Origin of the sequence: Vibrio sp. SCSIO 43097 (assembly GCF_023650755.1) — a bacterium.
GTDB classification, from domain to species: Bacteria; Pseudomonadota; Gammaproteobacteria; order Enterobacterales; family Vibrionaceae; genus Vibrio; species Vibrio alginolyticus.
Genome location: NZ_CP071841.1, coordinates 1,428,082 through 1,447,171 on the forward strand (window position 1 = coordinate 1,428,082; position 19,090 = coordinate 1,447,171).

Annotated in this window: 13 protein-coding genes and 2 pseudogenes; 2 read left to right on the top strand and 13 right to left on the bottom strand. The window is 45.3% G+C overall.

Annotation, left to right across the window (positions count from 1 at the left end; translation table 11 throughout):
- Window positions 1-249: 249 nt before the first annotated feature.
- Entirely contained in the window at window positions 250-3,000 is a 2,751-nt protein-coding gene (locus tag J4N40_RS22830) for a M16 family metallopeptidase (RefSeq protein ID WP_250654538.1), read from the top strand.
- An 88-nt stretch (window positions 3,001-3,088) separates the two neighbouring features.
- Here the strand turns inward: J4N40_RS22830 and J4N40_RS22835 are convergent, their stop codons facing one another.
- Both J4N40_RS22835 and J4N40_RS22840 read right to left on the bottom strand, forming a co-directional pair.
- A complete protein-coding gene (locus J4N40_RS22835) occupies window positions 3,089-3,541 on the bottom strand; it encodes a bactofilin family protein (protein ID WP_080659230.1) in 453 nt (150 codons plus the stop codon).
- A pseudogene (locus J4N40_RS22840) lies at window positions 3,445-4,399 on the bottom strand (M23 family metallopeptidase). Before J4N40_RS22840 ends, J4N40_RS22835 begins: the two are co-directional and overlap by 97 nt.
- A gap of 428 nt (window positions 4,400-4,827) precedes the next feature.
- Here J4N40_RS22840 and J4N40_RS22845 point away from each other — a divergent pair.
- Window positions 4,828-6,589, top strand: a pseudogene (locus tag J4N40_RS22845) (hypothetical protein).
- Between the two features lie 81 nt (window positions 6,590-6,670).
- Here the strand turns inward: J4N40_RS22845 and J4N40_RS22850 are convergent.
- The 11 genes from J4N40_RS22850 to J4N40_RS22900 form a co-directional block, all read right to left on the bottom strand.
- Window positions 6,671-7,315, bottom strand: coding sequence for an START domain-containing protein (locus J4N40_RS22850; RefSeq protein ID WP_132936234.1), 645 nt, complete (start codon window positions 7,313-7,315; stop codon window positions 6,671-6,673).
- Window positions 7,316-7,392: 77 nt separating this feature from the next.
- Window positions 7,393-8,577 carry a multidrug effflux MFS transporter gene (locus J4N40_RS22855; RefSeq protein WP_054576560.1) on the bottom strand — a complete coding sequence of 395 codons (1,185 nt, stop codon included), beginning with the start codon at window positions 8,575-8,577 and terminating at the stop codon, window positions 7,393-7,395.
- Window positions 8,574-9,218 (bottom strand): recombinase family protein, encoded by a 645-nt coding sequence (locus tag J4N40_RS22860; protein WP_132936235.1) that lies wholly within the window; start codon window positions 9,216-9,218, stop codon window positions 8,574-8,576. Before J4N40_RS22860 ends, J4N40_RS22855 begins: the two co-directional genes overlap by 4 nt.
- A gap of 146 nt (window positions 9,219-9,364) precedes the next feature.
- A complete protein-coding gene (locus J4N40_RS22865) occupies window positions 9,365-10,372 on the bottom strand; it encodes a LacI family DNA-binding transcriptional regulator (protein ID WP_017820101.1) in 1,008 nt (335 codons plus the stop codon).
- 217 nt (window positions 10,373-10,589) lie between these two features.
- Window positions 10,590-12,323 (bottom strand): sodium:solute symporter family transporter, encoded by a 1,734-nt coding sequence (locus tag J4N40_RS22870; RefSeq protein ID WP_005374733.1) that lies wholly within the window; start codon window positions 12,321-12,323, stop codon window positions 10,590-10,592.
- Window positions 12,316-13,311 carry a nuclear transport factor 2 family protein gene (locus J4N40_RS22875; RefSeq protein ID WP_054578611.1) on the bottom strand — a complete coding sequence of 332 codons (996 nt, stop codon included), beginning with the start codon at window positions 13,309-13,311 and terminating at the stop codon, window positions 12,316-12,318. Before J4N40_RS22875 ends, J4N40_RS22870 begins: the two co-directional genes overlap by 8 nt.
- Window positions 13,312-13,360: 49 nt before the next feature.
- Window positions 13,361-14,335 (bottom strand): nuclear transport factor 2 family protein, encoded by a 975-nt coding sequence (locus J4N40_RS22880; RefSeq protein ID WP_132936236.1) that lies wholly within the window; start codon window positions 14,333-14,335, stop codon window positions 13,361-13,363.
- A gap of 513 nt (window positions 14,336-14,848) precedes the next feature.
- The gene (locus J4N40_RS22885) at window positions 14,849-16,129 is read right to left on the bottom strand and encodes a TRAP transporter large permease (RefSeq protein WP_250654539.1); all 1,281 of its coding nucleotides are present in this window, start codon (window positions 16,127-16,129) and stop codon (window positions 14,849-14,851) included.
- Window positions 16,126-16,689 carry a TRAP transporter small permease gene (locus J4N40_RS22890; protein ID WP_132936238.1) on the bottom strand — a complete coding sequence of 188 codons (564 nt, stop codon included), beginning with the start codon at window positions 16,687-16,689 and terminating at the stop codon, window positions 16,126-16,128. The genes J4N40_RS22885 and J4N40_RS22890 overlap by 4 nt, the downstream gene beginning before the upstream one ends.
- A 58-nt stretch (window positions 16,690-16,747) precedes the next feature.
- The gene (locus J4N40_RS22895; protein WP_132936239.1) at window positions 16,748-17,743 is read right to left on the bottom strand and encodes a TRAP transporter substrate-binding protein; all 996 of its coding nucleotides are present in this window, start codon (window positions 17,741-17,743) and stop codon (window positions 16,748-16,750) included.
- A 268-nt stretch (window positions 17,744-18,011) separates the two neighbouring features.
- Entirely contained in the window at window positions 18,012-18,968 is a 957-nt protein-coding gene (locus J4N40_RS22900; RefSeq protein ID WP_025768661.1) for a LacI family DNA-binding transcriptional regulator, read from the bottom strand.
- Window positions 18,969-19,090: the final 122 nt, after the last annotated feature.

Here is a 19,090-nt window from a genome sequence, read left to right on the forward strand (position 1 = left end):
TTTATTGCTCAAAATAAATACTGACTCCATGTCGCGAATTTGAGTTTTACATCAAATAAGCAAAAGGATTTGGGACGATATTATTTATGTATTTGTAAAGTAAGGATTTGTCGATTTTTGTAAATGAGAATTGATTTCAATAAATGGTGATATTTATCACATTTGTGTGTCTGATAATCCATTAAAAATGTGAAGGTTATAGCACCGGATATATATTGATTAGCTTAATCATTGTTATGGGCAATCGTTATGCGCAGTATATTGTTAGTCCCCGCGTTATTAGTGTCAGGGTGTGCTCTGATACAACAGTCGACGCCGATTCAACCTGACGCCAACTGGCACGTGGACCAGTTATCGAACGGTATGAAATACCATCTTTATCCAACAGAAGACCAAGAAGTTTCGGTCCGTTTGGTGATGAATATCGGCTCATTCCAAGAAACATCTTCTCAAAAGGGTTACGCTCACTTTGTTGAGCATATGGCGTTTAATGGTAGTGAGCATTTTACCGGTAACGACGTTGTCAAACTTTTCGAGCAATCTGGTGGTAGCTTTGGCGCTGATATCAACGCTTTTACCAGTTATCAGCAAACGTCTTACCAACTTGACCTTGCGAATAATACGAAGCTAGAAGATGCCCTGAAGTGGATGAGAGATATCGGTAACGGACTTGAGTTTGCTCCTGAGCAAGTAGAGAAAGAAAAAGGGGTGATTCTTGGGGAATGGCGACGTGCTAATCCAGATGATAAGTCCTTTTCTATGCATGCTTACCAAGCCTCGATTGAAGGCACTATGTATGGTGAACATGACCCAATTGGTACTCGCGAAGCGATTCAAAACGCTTCCTCGAGTAAGTTAAAGGCGTTTTACGACAAGTGGTACCAGCCACAAAATGCCGAGTTGATTGTGACTGGTAATATCGACGTAGATTCACTGTCCAAGATTATCAAAAGCAAGTTCTCGAACTGGGAAAGTACCTCGGATACGGTAATAGAGAAGCGCCGTGATATTCGAGTGAACAACGAAAACAGAATCTTGCCAAGTAACACGATGGAATCACCAAGTCTTCATTTAGTGATTGAGCGTGGTCTAAGTGGCAGCGCGACGATTGAGCAACAACATGAAGTGTGGCGTGATGAAGTCGCAACACAACTCATTCAACAGCGTTTGATCCGTGTACTCAGTGATGCCGCTGAACCTTTTCAATACGCTTATGCAGAGCCCTATTACTCTAACTATCAGCGTATGATGTCGGTAGGGATTTCGTTTGCACCAGATCGCCGCGAACAAATGCACCAGACTTTCATTCGTACCTTGGCGTCGTTAAGAGATTATGGTGCGACTCAATCCGAGTTAGATAGCGTTATGTCAAATTGGCAAGGTGAACTTGCAAATATTGATTCAGATTGGAGTCAGCGTAAGCCAAACAGTTACGCAGAAGCACGTGTTTTTCAAATTGGACAAGACAGTGTCAGCCAATCAAAAGAGAATTATGCCCAGAGTTTGGCAGAATTCATCAACAACGAGAATTTAGAGAGCATTAACACACAATTGACGGCTTTGTTATCTCAGCAGCCAAGCTTTTTTATTGGTTTGGGGAAAAGCGAAACGTCAGAACAGTTCAATGGTGTATTTGCCGCTCTAAACAGTGCCTATCTTCAAACTGGCGAAAAACCGTTAGAGATGTATGACAAAGTGGATGGATTCTTAAAGCCTACCCAGGAAGGCAGCATCACGAGCATGCGTCAGGAAGCGGATGGTTTTCAAGTCTATACGCTATCAAACGGTGTCGAAGTGTGGTTCCAAAAAGATACTAAAGCGGGTGGTCGAGCGTATATTTATTATGCGAGTCAAGGTGGTAAAGCCGCTGTTGATCCGACGTTGTATGCCGCTTATGAAATCGCAGCAACAACGGCAATACGCAGTGGGTTAGGGGCATTTTCTGGTTCAGAGCTAGATAGCTACTTACGCAAAAACAACATTGCGCTTGGCGCGATGCTTGATGCGACCAGTCACGGAGCGCAAATTACGGCGCCAAATACGCACCTAACTGATGCTTTGAATGGACTATACAACCTAGCGACGGAGATTAAAGTCGACGAGCGCCAGATGGCGGCAGCGAAGCAAGAGTTTAAACAGCAGAGCGGCGCTTTTTTTGAATCACCGATGGGAAAACTGATTCAAAAAGCAAACGGCAATTCTTATTTGCCGGGGAGTCGTCATCGTATAGTGTCCAGTGATGATGTTGAACAAGTGACTTCCGAGCAGATACTAGCGGTGCATGAGCAACTTTTCAAAACCAATGATGGCTTTAAGATGGTTATTGTTGCAAACGTAGAGCCGGAAGAAATTACACCACTTTTGCGTAAGTATGTGGCCTCTATCGAAATGAAACCGAGTCGTTCGATTGATTATCACGTTGCGTTTAACCCGGAAGTGCCGGAGCGAACTGTGGTTGCGGATGGGCATGAACCTTCATCGTTGTATGTAATGCGTTTGACTAATACGAGCGATTACCAACGTACGGCAAGAGACACGGTTATCGAAGATATTTTGCAACGTATTAGTAATGCACGTGTTTTGGATATTGTGCGAGAAGAGTCTAGCCTTGATTACAGCCCGAGCATTTACACCATGACACAAGATCGCGAACCCATCTCTGATTGGCTCTTGGAGTCTCAAGTCGAGCCCGAAGACGTGGCACTTTTAGAGAGTAAACTGGGCAAAGTGTTTGATGATTTAGCGTCAAATATTACCCAAAAAGAAGTGGATACGGCCGCGAAACAATTGGCAGTCGCGATGCAAGGATTGGATGACAACCCAGCACAGAGATCATGGGCATATACTCGTTATTTGGTGCATGATTACGGCGTCGATGTGTTACTTGACGTTGAGAAAGTGGCTAAAAGTGTGACGTTAAATGAAGTGAAAGCGCATGCAAAATCAGCTTTTGGTCCACAAGCAAAACGCTCGGTGATGGTTTTAAATCCGGCCGAATAATCACGTAGTTTCTGACGAAAATCGTGGCAATAGTAATAAAAAAGACGGCGTGAAAGCCGTCTTTTTTAAGCACTTTAATCAGAGCGTTTTATGCTGATTTACGCGCAAGTCGCTTTTCATTGTTGGTGTTGTTTTCTTTTGTGTTCGCACTGTCTTGAGCCTTACCCTTTAACGTTACCACTTCCTTTTCAGGTAATTCGGCTGCTTCACCAAAGAATTTGCCACCAGGTTCAATGCTGAGGTTATTGCTCCAGATCCTACCGCTTACGCGTCCCTTGGCAAGTACTTGAATGTGTTCTGCGTGACAGTTTCCGTCCATCATGCCGTTAATGATCAGCTGTTTAGCGTAAATTTCACCGTTTACTCGCCCGCTTTCTGCGACAACGAGAGTGCCTTCCACGTTAATTTGACCATCGACGATGCCATCAATCTGGACATCGTTTTCTACTTTGAGTTCTCCGCTAAGAGAACAGCCTTTGGCGATGAGAGTTGAAGCTGCTGAGCTACTCGTTGTTCCACTGTTTTGATTAAAGATTCCCATCGTATTCTTCGCTCCTTAGTAAAAATGTCTTCGAAATCATTAAGGCTCCAATCGACAAATGGTTTCGGATTCAGTGCTCGCCCAACAAATCGCACCTCGTAATGCAGGTGAGGGCCAGAAGAGAGCCCACTGTTGCCGGAAATTGCAATCAGCTGCCCTTTTTTGACGAACTGACCACTTTTTACTTTGAACGCTTTCAAGTGCGAATAAGAACTCGAAAAACCGAAAGAATGTTGCAGCCTGAGGAAGTTACCAGAGCCTTTATTACTGCGGCGGGTGACTTCCACTACCCCATCGGCAGGGGCATAAATTTTGGTGCCGATATTTACGGCAAAATCGAGCCCACGATGCATCTTGGCAACTTTTTGTCACCGGATGGATACGCTTACCAAATCCGGAAGATAGCCGTACGTTGCCGACTGGAGAGCCACTTGGTATTTGGTTTAATAACACCATGCGAACGTTTGAGGTTATCGCCGCTGCATCGAGCCTAGCATCCAAGTTATTTGTCGAGGTATGTTCTCCAACCCCAAGCACTTTCTCTAATTCACCCAAACGTTCCGAAACAAGTTGTACCCGTTCTTCACGTTCTGAAAGGTCATTTTCTAGCTCTGATTTAAGTGTTTTCAGTGTGCTGAGTTCTTCACCCATGGTGCGTGAATGCTCTGTCAATTCAGCTTGTTTTAACGCTGCATTATCAACGCGAGTGTACAAGTGATGAATTAAGATTACGGTCGCGGCCAGAGCAACAACAAAAAAAACGAAAAACGTTTTTATGTTGCGTTGCATCCTTTTACTGAAGTACCAATGTCTTGAGCCATTGATAGTTGATATAGAGATCGTCAACTGGTCTTTCATCGTCTTCTATTGCTCGTATTTAGTATACGTCTCGTCACTGAGTTAGTAGGAATGTAAGGAAAACGAGTAGGGACCGCCAGAGGCAAATTGGAAAGAAGTGTCAGGTCGTGAGGCGTTTTTCAGATATTAGATAAAAGACTCAATAAAGATTTAATATTCTGCTGATTTTGGTCGTAATTACTCCAAATCGCTTCATTTAACTGAATATTATGATTTTTAAGGCGGTTATCCGAGAAATTGGATTGTGAATATTGCCAATAGCATCCGCACGCAATTCAACTTACTTCACGGTTTGCCTTATAAATGTTGGATAATTTATCAAACCGACATTCATTACATCGATAACTTGTTTATGATATCGGTTGATATAAAGCACTATTCATTGGCTTTAAACCTAAGCGTTACATTTCGTTTAGGAACACATAACTATGACAACGGAGTTGGTCGTGAAAAAACTACTATTGGCTACAGCAGTGGTCGCAGCAGCAGGGGGCGCTGGCTACCTGTACCAAAACAATACTACCGCGAGTGATGCAGGCTCACTGTTAACGCAAGTTCCTGCAGATTCACTTATGGTGACGTATCAGACAGAACCTTTTAACCATTATAAATACATGAACGCATTCGGTACGGCGAATCAAGGCTCGATTGCAGAACTTTTTGCCGATGAACCACTGTCTCCACAACAGCAGTTTGCAGTTAACTTATTCGATGGGTACCTAGAGAGTGCTGCGTCGCCAGAAACATTAAAAGCTTATTTGGGCACCGGGGAAAACATTAATCCTGTGTTGTACACAATTGGTATGGTACCGGTGTACAAAGTGGATATTGAAGACCCTGCCGCGTTATGGAAAACACTGGATCATGAAGAGCAGATGAGCGGCGCTAAGCATGAGTTGGTTAAGCTTGGTGAAGTCGAGTATCGTCGTTACGAGATGACTGATTCAATTGACCCGCAGGACGGTATTGGCTTGGTTGTAGCCGTGGTTGATAACGTGCTTACGTTAACGGTTGATGTTCCGCACCTGGGCGTTCAAAACCCGATTAAAATGGCATTAGGGCTTGAAGCACCAAGTCAAAATATTGCTGACAGTGGACGCCTTGAGGCGTTGCAAGCCAAATACGGTGAAAACAACAACTCTTTTGGTTACTTTGATCATCGCGAAGTGATTAAAGGTTTGACGACGAAAGATGGCAATATGTTTGCTCGTCAAATCAGCACGTTGGATGCAATAGATCCTGAACCAACTATTGAGGAAATGCGTTCACCAGCCTGCCATACTGAGCTTACTCAAGTTGCAGAAAACTGGGCCTCAGTCCGTCGCGTTTGCAGAATACAAGATGAAAGGCGATCAGGCGTTCATTAAAGGTTCTTTTGTTGTTGAGTCCAACAATAAAGTGATTCTAGATGCGCTCAAGTCGATTCGTGGTGTATTGGCAGAGTCTAAAAGTGATAAGAGTTTCTTTAGTATGGCGCTTGGTTTAGACATTAATACGCTAGCGCCATCGATTGGTCAGATTTGGGCTGACTTGACTCAGCCTCAATACCAATGCTCTTTATTGACGCAAATGCAGCAAAGAGATGGGCGGCCAGAATCCAGCTGCCGCTGTAAGCATGGGGTCAGGCATGGTTAACGGCCTCAAAGGGTTAAGCCTGCAAATGTTTGATATCAAAGTAGATACTAATGCTCAGCATGGTGAAGTATTTAGCCAGCTAGATGGTATGTTGTCTCTTTCTGCCAATGATCCAATGATGCTTATTCAAACTGCGCAAATGTTCGTTCCTGAACTTGCTCAATTGCAAATTCAACCGGATAACCAACCTGTTAATGTCAGTGAGCTATTAGAAATGCATACTGGCGTGAAGGTGGACGTGTTTGCTCGTCTAAACGAAAACCATTTCACCCTTTACAGTGGTGATAGTGCTGCGGAAGCAAGCAAAGAAGTGATGGCGGCAATCACTTTCTCCAAATGGCTTGTTCAGCTTTGATTTTGATTCAGAGCGTATTTTGGAAGTGTTAGAGAGTGCGTCGTCAATCACTGGGGAGCCGGTTCCGGATGATGTTGTCAAAAGCTTACAAAGGCGAGCTTGTTGGTGGTATGACGATGGACGTGACAGACCAAGGTATTGGTTTTGAGTTTGATTACCGTGGTGGCAAACTAAAACCTGTAACGGTTGCACAACAGTAACACATTGAGTAGAAAAAGGCGGCATATGCCGCCTTTTGTTATTATGTAACCGCATTAAAAAGCGAGTGGGAAGAGCGACGCTTACTCATCTATTTGAGGATGAGAGTATTGTTGATATTCAGGTAACTCTTTTCTTAAATTACTAAATGTCGCCCATGCACTTTCTTTTGAGAGTTTGTTGATCAGCCAGTTTGGCAATAGACCTCCGGGGTCAGCAAACGCCTTGTATTCCACGAGTGTTGTATCGTTTGTGAGTTTTTGTAACTCCCAAGTCGCATCAACCGAGCGAATTCGAACATAACCATTTTGTTCAGCAAGATATGAGTCAGGTGCGCTTTTGATTTCTATCGTGAATCCCAGCTCATCGACCCAGTACTTTGAGTAGGTGACCATATCCCGATTTTTGGCAGGCCATGGTGCTTTAAACTGGGTGTAAACGATGTTCTCGGTGGCCGATATCTGATTTAAAACCCGGCTATGACTGGCATTGTCAATCCAGTTCGGGATGTTGTCACTGTCTTCCAGTAGCGTTAAAAATGCACCATAGCTGGTGGGTGTGAACATCCGGGCACGGATCTCAACTAAACCGTCACTATGTTCTCGGGAGTAAATTGTGATTCCATTCTTGTCACTCTCGAACTGCCAGTTCTCGTTGGCGCTCGCATCAGTACCAGCGGATATCAATGTGGCGAGTGTTACGGCGCCCATTCTTAAATGCAACATCATGTTAGTATCCGCCAACTTTTCCTAAATTTAAATTTATACGATTTGTTGTAGCTATAAGGACAATAGTATGTTTGTTGTTATTGTTCTGAAGGTTGCTCTGCACTAAAGCCACGTTGAATGTTGGTGAAGGTAAGCGATGCAAATATTACGATAACGATCGCTAGATGCCATGCTTGACTCAATCCAAGCTGCACCAGAGTTAAGCTGACCAATGAGGAGACGACCATTTGTCCACCACCAGACATTGCCGCTGCGGCACCTGCTTGCTTTTTATAAGGTTGCATTACCATCGCTTGTGCACAAGGTAGGGCAATACCATTACCCAAGATCATTAATAGCTGTCCTAGCATCAGAAATAGAGGCTCAACAGGGCAGAAAAATAACCATATTGCGGCAGCGAGGTGAAGAAATGGGGTGCAAAGCAGCATTTTTTTATTGCCAATAATTGGCCTTACTCGGTTACAAATCGTGGTACCACATAACATACCCAAAGCGGGAATGAGCGCCCATATCGCGTATTGAGCGGAGGTCATGCCAATTTGATCTTGCATGATAAATGGCATCACAGAGACTGTCGTAATCATTAAGCTGAAGTTTAACCAACTGATACTGGCGAAACTCATAAAGTAACGAGACGTAAGTAAGCTCTTGTATTGGAGTAACATTTTTCGGGGTGACGGAATGACAGAACGTTTTGTGATGGTTTCTGTGAACTTAAAGGCGATGATTACCCAGGCCAGCGAGACATAGCCCAATAGAGAAATAAACACCATACTCCAACCGAAGTGGAAGTTGATAAAGCCGCCAATCACAGGTGCAATAAGTGGCGTGATTGAAGCCGCCATGGCGATGTAAGACATTGCCACTGGGAGTTCATCCCCGCTAAATCTATCTCGAGTCGACGCCCTCGCGAGTACCGCGCAGCATCCTGTACCTAACCCTTGTAAAAAGCGCCCCATCACCATCCCTGTAAATGTGTCACTGAAGAAAATAATCATCAGCAGACCAGACATCGCGATGAGTAAACCGGTAAGTAATACTCTTTTTCGTCCTAAAGCATCTGACACTGGCCCGTAGATAAATTGAGAGGGGCCAAAGCCGAGCAAATAAATACTCACAAGTAGTTGAGCTTGGTCGAGGGAGATGGAAAAGTCTTTTGCTATCCATGGCAAAGAGGGCATGACTAGCCCCATGCTCAACTGGCCAACGCTAATAATAAGACAGGCGAGTAGTATAGTATGAGAGTTGATTGGGCGACTCATGACTGGTCTCCATTCAAACAACCTTTTTGGCGTCGTGATCTTAAGCCGCCTTCGTCATCCACTTCATTTAGCTTTGCTTTGACCCGCTTCACAGTCGATAGACTGACTTCGCATTGCTCTGCTACGTTTTGCAATGTGTAGCCTTCTAGCAGCAACGTTGCGATCTGTTGGTGTTTGGTTTTGTTTGCGGGGCGGCCGCGAAACTTCTGTTTCCATAATTCTGGCTGCTCTTTAATGGCCTGTCGCCCTTGCTCTGCGGCAAACAGGCGATGTTCAGTCTGCACTTTCCCATATCCAGATAACACTGTGAGTAGTGTTTGAGTTTGAACAGAACCTGGCTCAAAAGTTAGTGATTCACATACGGTTTTCAATGTTACCCCTTTATCGAGTAGCATTTTTATTGTGTTCAATGCTTGACTAAAGTCGCGACCAAATGCGGTCAGCCACCAGAGCACAATCGTATCCCCAGTTCTGACGGAATCGAGCAGTCGTAAGAATGCCTCTCTCTCGGTTGGAGGCATGCAACCACGAACCTTATCCTCAAAGTGCTGAGCTTCGGGCGCAAAAGCTTTTAGAGTATTAAGGTGCTCTTGGTAAGCTCGATTTTTTGGCGAATAGCGAGTGTAAAGATACGTGGTCATAAGGATTATGAGCCTCTTTTCTTTTGGTTCATATAGTGTAATAGCTCATAAATATACATGGGTTCATTAATGCTTACAACACTAAATGAGCCGTTTGGGATTCAGAGGCAAATAAAAAAGCCAACCGAATGGCTGGCTATAGCTATTTAAGCTTTTGTTGTCTGGCGCTCGATTAACTTCACTGGCACCATCATTTTTACTAGGCTGCCGTTTTTCGTATTAATTTGATCAACAATGATCTTCACGCACTCGCGAGCGAGGCGACGGAAATCCTGGCGGAACGTGGTTAATTGATAGCTTAACCATTCTGTCTGAGGAATATTATCAAAACCAATGACTTGTAAGTCCTGAGGAATCCTCAACCCGCATTCTATACGGGCGATATCCATGACCGCCATCGCAAGGTTATCGGTTGCACAGAACACTGCTTCAGGCCGATTTTTGTCTGCCAGTATGGCACGGACTTTATCAAGTGAGCTCGCGTAGTCATAGCTGGCTTCAATGATGCGTGGCGTCTTGCCGGTTAGGTCTTCAAATTCAGAGCAGAAGCCGCTTTGGCGTTCGTCATTCGTAAAGGTTGGCACTTCTCCCGTCAAATAAACCGCGTTCTTCACGCCACTTTTGTGCAGAAGTTGCGCGGCTTGTTGGCCTGCTTCGTAGTTGTCACTGATAACGTAGCTACTCCTAGTACCTTCAACAACTCGTGCGTATTGAACAATTGGGATATTAAACTCTTCACATTCTTCATAAAGGGACTTATTGAAGGTTGCGGAAGCAGCAATGACACCATCGACGCGATACTGGAAGATATTTGGGATTGAGTGGCCCTCTTCTTCATCCACTTGCCATGGAATCAATACGGCAGAATAACCTTTTTTCTGTAACTCACTGGAAATTAACTGCAGTGTTTTCATATGGATAGGGTAATCCGCATCAGGAAACACCAAACCTATCAATTTCGATTCGTTTGTGGTCAGGCTACGTGCAAAGGCGTTAGGGCGGTAGTTAAGGGCTTTAGCCGCTTCAAAGACTTTTTGCTTGGTCTTTTCGGATACTGAGCTACCCGGAACAAACACGCGCGATACAGTAGATTGAGAGACGCCTGCCATCTTTGCCACATCTTTTGATGTGACTACGTGTTTAATTGATTTCATGAATAAAACTTAGTTGCCAGTAATTGAGGTCATAAGACTAGCATAAATAGGTACGTATTCATAAATGTTCTGACGGGGTATCCTAAGTAGAATAATGGCTTTGGAGTGTTAAAAAGCAAAATGTGGGTTAACCCATTCGATTTGCTTTGAGCTAGCACTAGATCTAGAGCGTAGATACTGTCCGTTTGTTGGACGTACAGTATCTACGTAAAGAACATTAATTTGCTTGTTTGACTGCAACTTTACGTTTCGGGGAGAGGAGTGAATACCCCATGTATCCGATGCAAGCGGTAGCGACAAGAATAGAGCAGCCACGCATAAAGTTAATCAGCATAGGAGCGTTGTCGGTAAACGCGTTGATCCCCCAAAGCATCACGATCGAGAATACAAACATCACTAGTAAGCCATAACATGGAGCATCGATTTTGCCGGGAACGACATACCAACCATCTTCCTTGATTGGTTTATTTAGACGAGCATATTCCGCTTGCTGGCCTTTCACTGTGTAAAGATGCATTTCATCTTGTTTACCCGTCAGGAGAAGGCTAGCAATGTAAGCGACAACGGCATTCACAAGGACGCCAATCACGCAATACCAAGGCCACGCAATATCGGTCGCAACGGCTACATACCAGATCACCAAGAAGCTAGCAGCAACGCCAATTAACAAGCCTTTTTCCGTAATGTGTTTTGAGTAGAAACCAAGGACGAACATACAGAAGCTCGCACCGACAAAGTAAGAGCCTGCCTTACTCAGCACTTCCAGTACCGAGCCTGTGCTGGTGGCAAACATGATCGCTGGAATGATGACCAAAATCGCCCACGCCACCGTGAAGAAACGCGATACCTTTAAGTAATGCTCTTCCGACTCGTTTTGCTTGTAGAAGCGTTTGTAAAAGTCAGCCACAGAAACGGTCGCCATTGAGTTAAATGCGGAATCGAGACTCGACATACTTGCCGCCAGAATCGCAGCGGCAATGATGCCCATCAAGCCTGGCATTCCATATTCACTCGCATAATGAAGAATGATGGTGTTGCCGTTTTCAAACTCTTTACCGTCGTAATAAGCGTTGAACAGGACGCCAAGCAAGATAAAGACAAAGTAAATAAAGAAGGCCACGTAGCCCATCATCAACATTGCCTTTTTCGCATCGCCCATGTTTTTCGCGGCCATACAACGTTGTACCATCATCTGGTTACCGCCATACACGGTGGTGTGGAACATCGTCATTGCGATAACGCCGGCCCATACCGTCGTTACTTGGCTTAGGTCAAAACTTGTTTGTAGGGCATCGGTCATTCCTTTCGCTTTGAGTTCTGCCATGACCTCCGTCATTGGAGCAGGCATGCCATTCCAAACGGCTTCAATGATGATGAATGCGCCAATAAATAAGATTACTGCTTGAATCACATCGGTCCAAATGACAGCCGCGATACCGCCCATTACCGTGTAGATAAGGGCAATTGCAGTGACGATCATGATGCAGTACATCACGTCGATACCAGTAATGAACTCTAAAATCATTGCTGTCGCGTAGAGTACGGCTGCCGAGCTCAATGCTTGTTTGATAAGGAAGATAAACGACAAAGTCAGTCGTGAAGCCTTACCGAAGCGTCGTTCTTGATACTCGTAGATGGAGGTTAAACCGTTGTTGTAGAAAAACGGCATAAACACAGCCACGATGAAGAAGATCACCAGCGGATAATTGAGGTGAATCGCGATAACCGACAGGCCTTCTTTGTAAGACCAAGCTGGCCCGCCAAGGAAAGACATGGCACTCACGTAAGTACAAACGACAGAAATACCGATCGCCCACCAAGGGATGCTCTTATCACCCAAAGCGAATTGGCTAGCTGAAGTGACTCGCTTACCAATCACCGCACCCAGTACTAGCGTTAGGGCGATGTATCCCCCAAGGATGCTCCAGTTAAGTGCGCCAAACTCATGCATAATTAGGTCCTTCTAACTGTTCTTTCATTTGTGCAAACACGTCATAGCCAAGTTGCAGCAGGATATGAACGATGTCGATCGCCACCCAGTTTTCCTTCAGTAAATCGCCTTCGCGTCGCCAAATGTCCATAACGCGAAGTTCGATGTGTTTTCCGGTTGGGGCAAGACCGAGCCAGCCACTGTGACCAGTGTGAGTACCATGCATATGTGGCCAACCACCTGTGGATACGTAGTCATTTTTGGCCAAAAAATTGACCTCAATATCGACACTTCGGTCAGGGAAGGCAAACACAAATGGCGCTTGATGGTGGTTACGGAAACCTTTGATACCGCGTGTAGTACCAATACCAGCAGGGCCGTACCACATGAAGTCATTGTGCCAGTAGTTTTCTAAATCCATCGAGAAAAGATCTTTGCCATCAAAACGACCCAAGCAAGACAGCATATCTTCAACCAGCTGGGCGCTCTTTTCACTTTCTTCCAAAGACACAATAGATTGTTGAATACCGTTAGAAGTTGCAGGAGAAGGAACCAAGCCATCGTGACCTAAGCTTTTACGAAGAGGGTTGCAGCCTGCTTGATTCATCGCATCGATGAAGTCTGGAATCATGTATGATTCGGTGATTTGGTCGTTCTCCACACACACCATTTCGGTGTAACGCAAGTAGAGTGTTTTCCCTGTTGCTGGGATGCCAAATAGTGGTTGTTCAAATGTACCGATAAAGTAGCCGGTAGAGTTGTACCAAGTGCGGCCTTCGTATTCGCCGTGCATAACAATTATTGGTCGGCGCTCGGCGTCAGGCAAAGCATTAACAAGTGGTGAGAGGAAAGATTCGTGGGTTGCATCTGGGCCATTAAGATCGTTCACAGGGTGCGCCACGCACCATTTTACGTCAGGGTTCAAAGTTTGCAGAGCGGCCTGTTTTTGCTCGATGTCTGCGGCTTTGAAGTAGTTCTGGTAGAACTGTTCGATGATGTTGAGTGACATGTTGCTTCCTTACTGTCTGTGATTTTAATAAATAGTGTTTAGTCAGCCGTTAGCCTTGCTGTAGCAGGATTTGCTTCCAGATTGCGGTCTCGTCAAACAAAGTGAATTCGCGACGAAGACCCCAAGGGCCAAACTCAGCGTGGCTGATCCCCATGATGTAAACCTCTTTTCCTGAAGGCTTACCAAACATCCCATATCCCTCATGCTTACCGTGCAAAGACCATCGAATTGCAGCGCGTGGTGACATCATGTCGTCATCCCGGCCAATACGATGGTGAACGGTAAATTGAGCATTTGGGAAAGACGCACGAAGTGCCATCCAAAAATGATCGACTTCCGAGTGTGATAAGGCAGTTTGACCGCTAGTGTATTCGCCGATGCAAGCGCGGTCGTACTCTTTCGGTACTATTGAGAACTCGGCATTCATAAGGCTTCTGAGAATTGCTTCGTATCGCTGACCATATTCGTTGTCGTTGCCTACGCCCAAATAAGGTCCAGGAATGTCGACTTCAGGTGTGAACGGAAATGGGCTTGATTCCACGCCACCTTCAAATTCGATTTGTTGGCGTGCAAACTCTTCTGACGTCATGCCCAGTTGCTTCGCGATATCGGCTTGATCGCGAACCAACCATTCGTCATTGATTTGGTTATTGATAGCGTGGCAATCTGCGATAATACGGAAACGAAGTTTGCGGTTCGAGGCTTGCCCGTAGAAGCCGTTGCCACTGTGTGTTGCAGTAGAGATGATTCGATGAGAAGAAAGCATGCCTTGTTCCGGGGTGCCTGACCAAATGACGTCTTCGCCATATAGCGTGCGATCGGGAAACTCGGCCAGTGTCGCCATTGTTGCACTGATCACCCCTTCGTTTCCTTGAACGATAGAGAGTGGAGTACGCACAACAATGTCGGGAGAGTAGTAGTGTTCTAAGGTGTTTAAACCTCGGTCTTCCCAAATCTCTTTTGTGATACCAAGAATGTAGTCGGGAAAATCACGCCACTTTTCATCGAAGCCAACCATGGCCATAAATCACCTCCGTAATTGAATGATTATGTTTTGATTACGTATTCAAAATATATCATGTTGCCATTTTGTCAATGGATTGTTTTTCGATTGTTTAAATAGCGTGCTGATGATCAGGTTTTTAACAATTGAGCAGAAAACAAACTAAAAAAGTACAGGTGAGATGGAAGCTATCTCTTATCGAGACGTGTTAATAAGAAAGGAGGTCAAAGTTTTTTGTATGAATTTCCTAATATCTTATTGTTTTTTAATCGCTTAATTTATTTTGATCTGTTTGAATGGAAACAAATGATTAAGCCAAAACTGATAATCATGCAGATCAAGGCACCCAAATAGACTTTATCGCTAATATTCAGCTATTTTGGTGTCAATTATCCTTATATCTTTCAAATTTTCCTTTTGCATACGAATGCTTAAAGGCTTTTTTATTAAATCGGAAGTAGATAACGAATAAGCCACTAGAAAGGTGTTTATCTAGTGGCTATAACAGTCATAAGCGCTCTATGAGTGCAACGATCAGGATAAAAGCGCAGGCAACGATAGCGAGATGGCAGGGATAAAGGTAATCAACATCAAGGCCACTATCATTGCTCCAATCCAGCCCATAATGGCTTTAGAGAGCGACTCTATCGGTACTTTGCCTACCTGACTTGCCATAAACAGGTTGGCACCCAGAGGAGGCGTAACAAAGCCAATGGCCAAGTTCACGATCATCACGATCCCAAAATGAACGGGGTCCATGCCGAGTGCTGACGTAATGGGTAACAGAATTGGCGTGAGAATAACAATGGCCGCCAGCGTTTCCATAAAGGTACCAACAAGCAACAACAGAACATTGATGCAAAGCAGTATCAGCAGTTTGTTTTCTATAATCGATAGAATGAATTGGGCAATCTCGGTCGGTAGACGTTCTAGGGTCAGTATGCGACCAAACGTCACTGATGCACCGACAATGACTAGTACCGCGCCAACTAACAATGAAGACTCCAAAATGATCTTCACGACTTGCGCTGGTTTGAGTTCTTTATAAACAAACATGCCAAAGAACAAGCCATAGAGCACGCCAATCGCTGCGGATTCGGTAGGCGTAAAAATGCCGGAATAAATGCCGCCGAGAATGATCACAGGGAGCAGCATCGCCCAGCTGGCTTCTTTTAACGCATCGAGGCGCTCTGTCCAAGTGGCTTTGCGTTCGTTACCTGTGTAGCCACGCATTTTGGATACGATTAAGCAGTAGCCAATCAATACCATGCCGACGACCAAGCCAGGAATGATTCCCGCCATGAACATCTTGGTGACCGAGACTTCAGCGGTGATCGCGTAGACGATCATCACCACAGATGGTGGGATAATTACGCCAATCCCGCCGGAGGAGGCGATTAAAGCACCCGCAAAGCTGCGGTCGTAGCCTTTCTTCACCATGGATGGGATCATCGTCAGGCCGATAGCGGCAACGGTGGCAGATCCTGTACCAGAGATAGAAGCGAAGAACATGCACGCGACAATAGCGACGATGCCAAGCCCGCCAGTAAAGTGACCAAAGAACACCTCCGCGACATGCAATAATCGTTTTGAGATCCCTCCTTGGCTCATGAGGTTGCCTGCCAAGGTGAAAAGAACGACGGCGAGGAGAGGGAAAGAGTCGAGCCCTGTTACCATCCCTTGGACTAAAAACTCGATGTTAAGAAATGGCAGACTGAGTATCGCGACCATACTGGCTGCCGCCAGAGCAATACCGACCGGAACGCCAATGAGCAGAAGCAGACCAAAGCTGCCAAACAAAAGTGCAGACGTCATGCGTTAAACTCCAATAGTCGGTTAGAAGTACGATACTTTGCTTTGATATGGCGATAGCGTTGGCGAGAAAAGCGAACTCGTTCATTGCTGGTGGAGCACGCGTTCACACGTTGATAAATGCTTGTCACTAGGCGCGCGCAGCTTAATAGTGCGCAAACTAAAACAGAGGTATACAAACACGCAATAGGAATTTCCATTGCGGGTGCAATCTGACCGAGTTGCAGGCTGCGGTTTATAACCTTAAATCCAAACCAGGCGACAGTGGCACTAAAGGCAAGGTAGATAAGATCAGAGACAATCAAACTGAATTGCGTCCAATTGCCCGGAAGTTTATCTATGAACACACGAATGCGGATGTGTCGATCATCTCGGATACAGTAGCTGATGCTCAGGTACATCGCCCATACGAATAAATAACGAGCCAGCTCTTCAGCCCACGCGATCGTTGCATCGAACAGGCGTAGGGCGATTTGCAAGCACAGTAAAGTTGTCATCGTTGAGATCGCGATAACGATAAGGGTTGGTTCTAGGTATTTGCCTAGTAAGCGAAACCACTTCATGTTCACCTCCAAAACGAGAAAGCACGACCTGTTGCCAGATCGTGCAAAAGAGTGGGAGTTATAGGCGTTCTATCTCGGCCATCACGTTGTCAAACAAGTCTTTACCCGTTTTACTGCGCAAGTCCTGGTACACGGCCGCATTCATTTTCTCTTTCATGATGCTGCGTACCTCGTCTGGGACGATGTTAACCGTCATGCCTTTCGCTTCGAGCTCTTTAATCACTTCTTGGTTTTGCTTAGCAGCGAGTACACGCTGTTTCGCTATGGTCTCTTTGCTTACTTCATTGATCAGCGCTTGTTGTTCGGTAGGCAGTGAATCCCAAAACGTCTTGTTCATAAACAGCACGTAGTTGGTGTAAATGTGGTTAGTTAAAGAGAGGTACTTTTGCGCTTCGTAAAAGCGTTCGGCATAAATTGAGTAGATACCGCTTTCTTGGGCGTTAATCAGGCCCTGTTGCAGCGAGGTAAAGATCTCACCCCAGGATAGAGGTGTTGGCGCGGTGCCAACGGATTTCCACGCACTGATCTGGGTTGGGTTAGACGCAGAGCGAATCTTAAGTCCCTTCAAGTCCTCAATACTATCGATTGGCTGTTTGTTGTTGGTCACGCTACGAAAGCCGACCTCCATAAAGCCAAGACCATGGAAGCCTTTTGACTCCATAGCGCTTAGCAATGGCTGTCCGATCTTCTCACTGTCGAGTGCTTTGTGGGCTTGTTCTTCACTATCAAAAAGGTAGAACACGTCCAGCACGTTAAACTCTGGGACATAGGGAGAGAGTAAAACCGACGCGCCAAACGTCATTTGTAAGTTGCCTTGCTGTACGAGTTCAGTGGTTTCGCGCACATCACCCAGTTGTCTCGCCGGGTAGATTTCAACTTCGATTTCACCGTTTGAGCGTGCTTCCACTTCTTGTTCGAAATAGAGCATTGCTTTGTGTACGGGAGACGTTTCTTGGCTGTCGTGAGCAAGACGAATAACGTTGCTTGCAAACGTATTCATACTACTAAGTGCGAATCCCAGTGTGGTAAGCGAAGTTATGATTGCTTTCTTCATCGTTCTTCCTTGTTTCTGGTATGACCTGCCATGGGCATTCGTTGGCAAGTCACACAACTTTTTATGTTTTTATAAATTAGTTGAGCAATTCATATCCATTTTGCATACGAATCCAAAATAAAACATTAAAGTAACAAGTCAATAACAAGATTGATGAATTGATGAGGTATTAAATAACGATTGGTGAAAATTTAATCGCGATCACAGAAAATGCCTTACTCGAAAGCAAGGCATTTTGTTTTATGAAGAATGAATAAAAATGGATTTATTAAATGGTGCTACTACGTTCGATCAAGGTGCCTTGCTCGAAAAGGTATTCGCCAGTTGCATCCAGGTTGCCGTTGATTCGATTCATCAAGTCTTCAACCGCTCGTTTAACAATTTTGTCGACTGGTTGAGCAATGGTGGTCAAATCATAGCTCGGCCATGCAGACATCGGAATGTTATCTACACCCATCACAGAGAAGTCTTGGGGGATCTTTGCTCCGGCTTGTCGCAAGCCATCCATCACACCCATGGCGAGGATGTCGTTTGCACAAAAAATTGCATCGGGTTTGCTAGTGTGCGACAAGATCGCTTTCGCCGCTTCTAAGCCTGCTTCAAAGCTGTACTTGGCTTGGATAAAGGTTGGTGACGGGGAGCCGAGTTCTTGCAATTTTGAAGAGAAACCCAGCCAACGCTCTTCACTGGTCATGGAGCCAGCATCGCCACTGATGTAAGCACACTGTTTTGCGCCTTTCTGCGTTAAATACTCGGCTGCTTGTTGGCCCGCCAAGCGGTTATCAATACCAGAGCTGTTGGCATTAATGCCTTCGGCGTAGCGGTTGATCAAGCTTAAGTGAACGCCAAACTTTTCGCATTGGGCAAACGCGCGTGAGGTTAAACGGCTGGTGGCGATAACGAGTCCGTCCACTTGGTATTCAATGGCGCGTGAAATGGCGAGATCGAGGTCGTCTTTGTCGATAGGGCAAAGCACAACTTGTCCGCCACGCTTTTGAATTTCGACAGCCAAAGCACGAGATTGCATGTCGTACATTGGGTTTGATTCGCTATCTAACGCAATCGCCACTAAGCCTGAACGATTCGAAATCAGACCTCGGGCGATGGCATTCGGTGTGTATCCGAGCTTAGCTGCGGCATCCATCACCATTTTGCGTTTCTTCTCGCTAATACTCGCAGTCGGGCTGAATGCTCTAGATACCGTCGATTGAGAGACGCCGAGCATCTTCGCGACGTCGATCGAAGTTACTTTCGCTTTAATGGTGATACTCCTTATTTAAGGCCATTGAACCTTCTCATACGTGCTGAGTGTATGGGCTAGGGGATTTCTGTGTCTAGAGCATTACA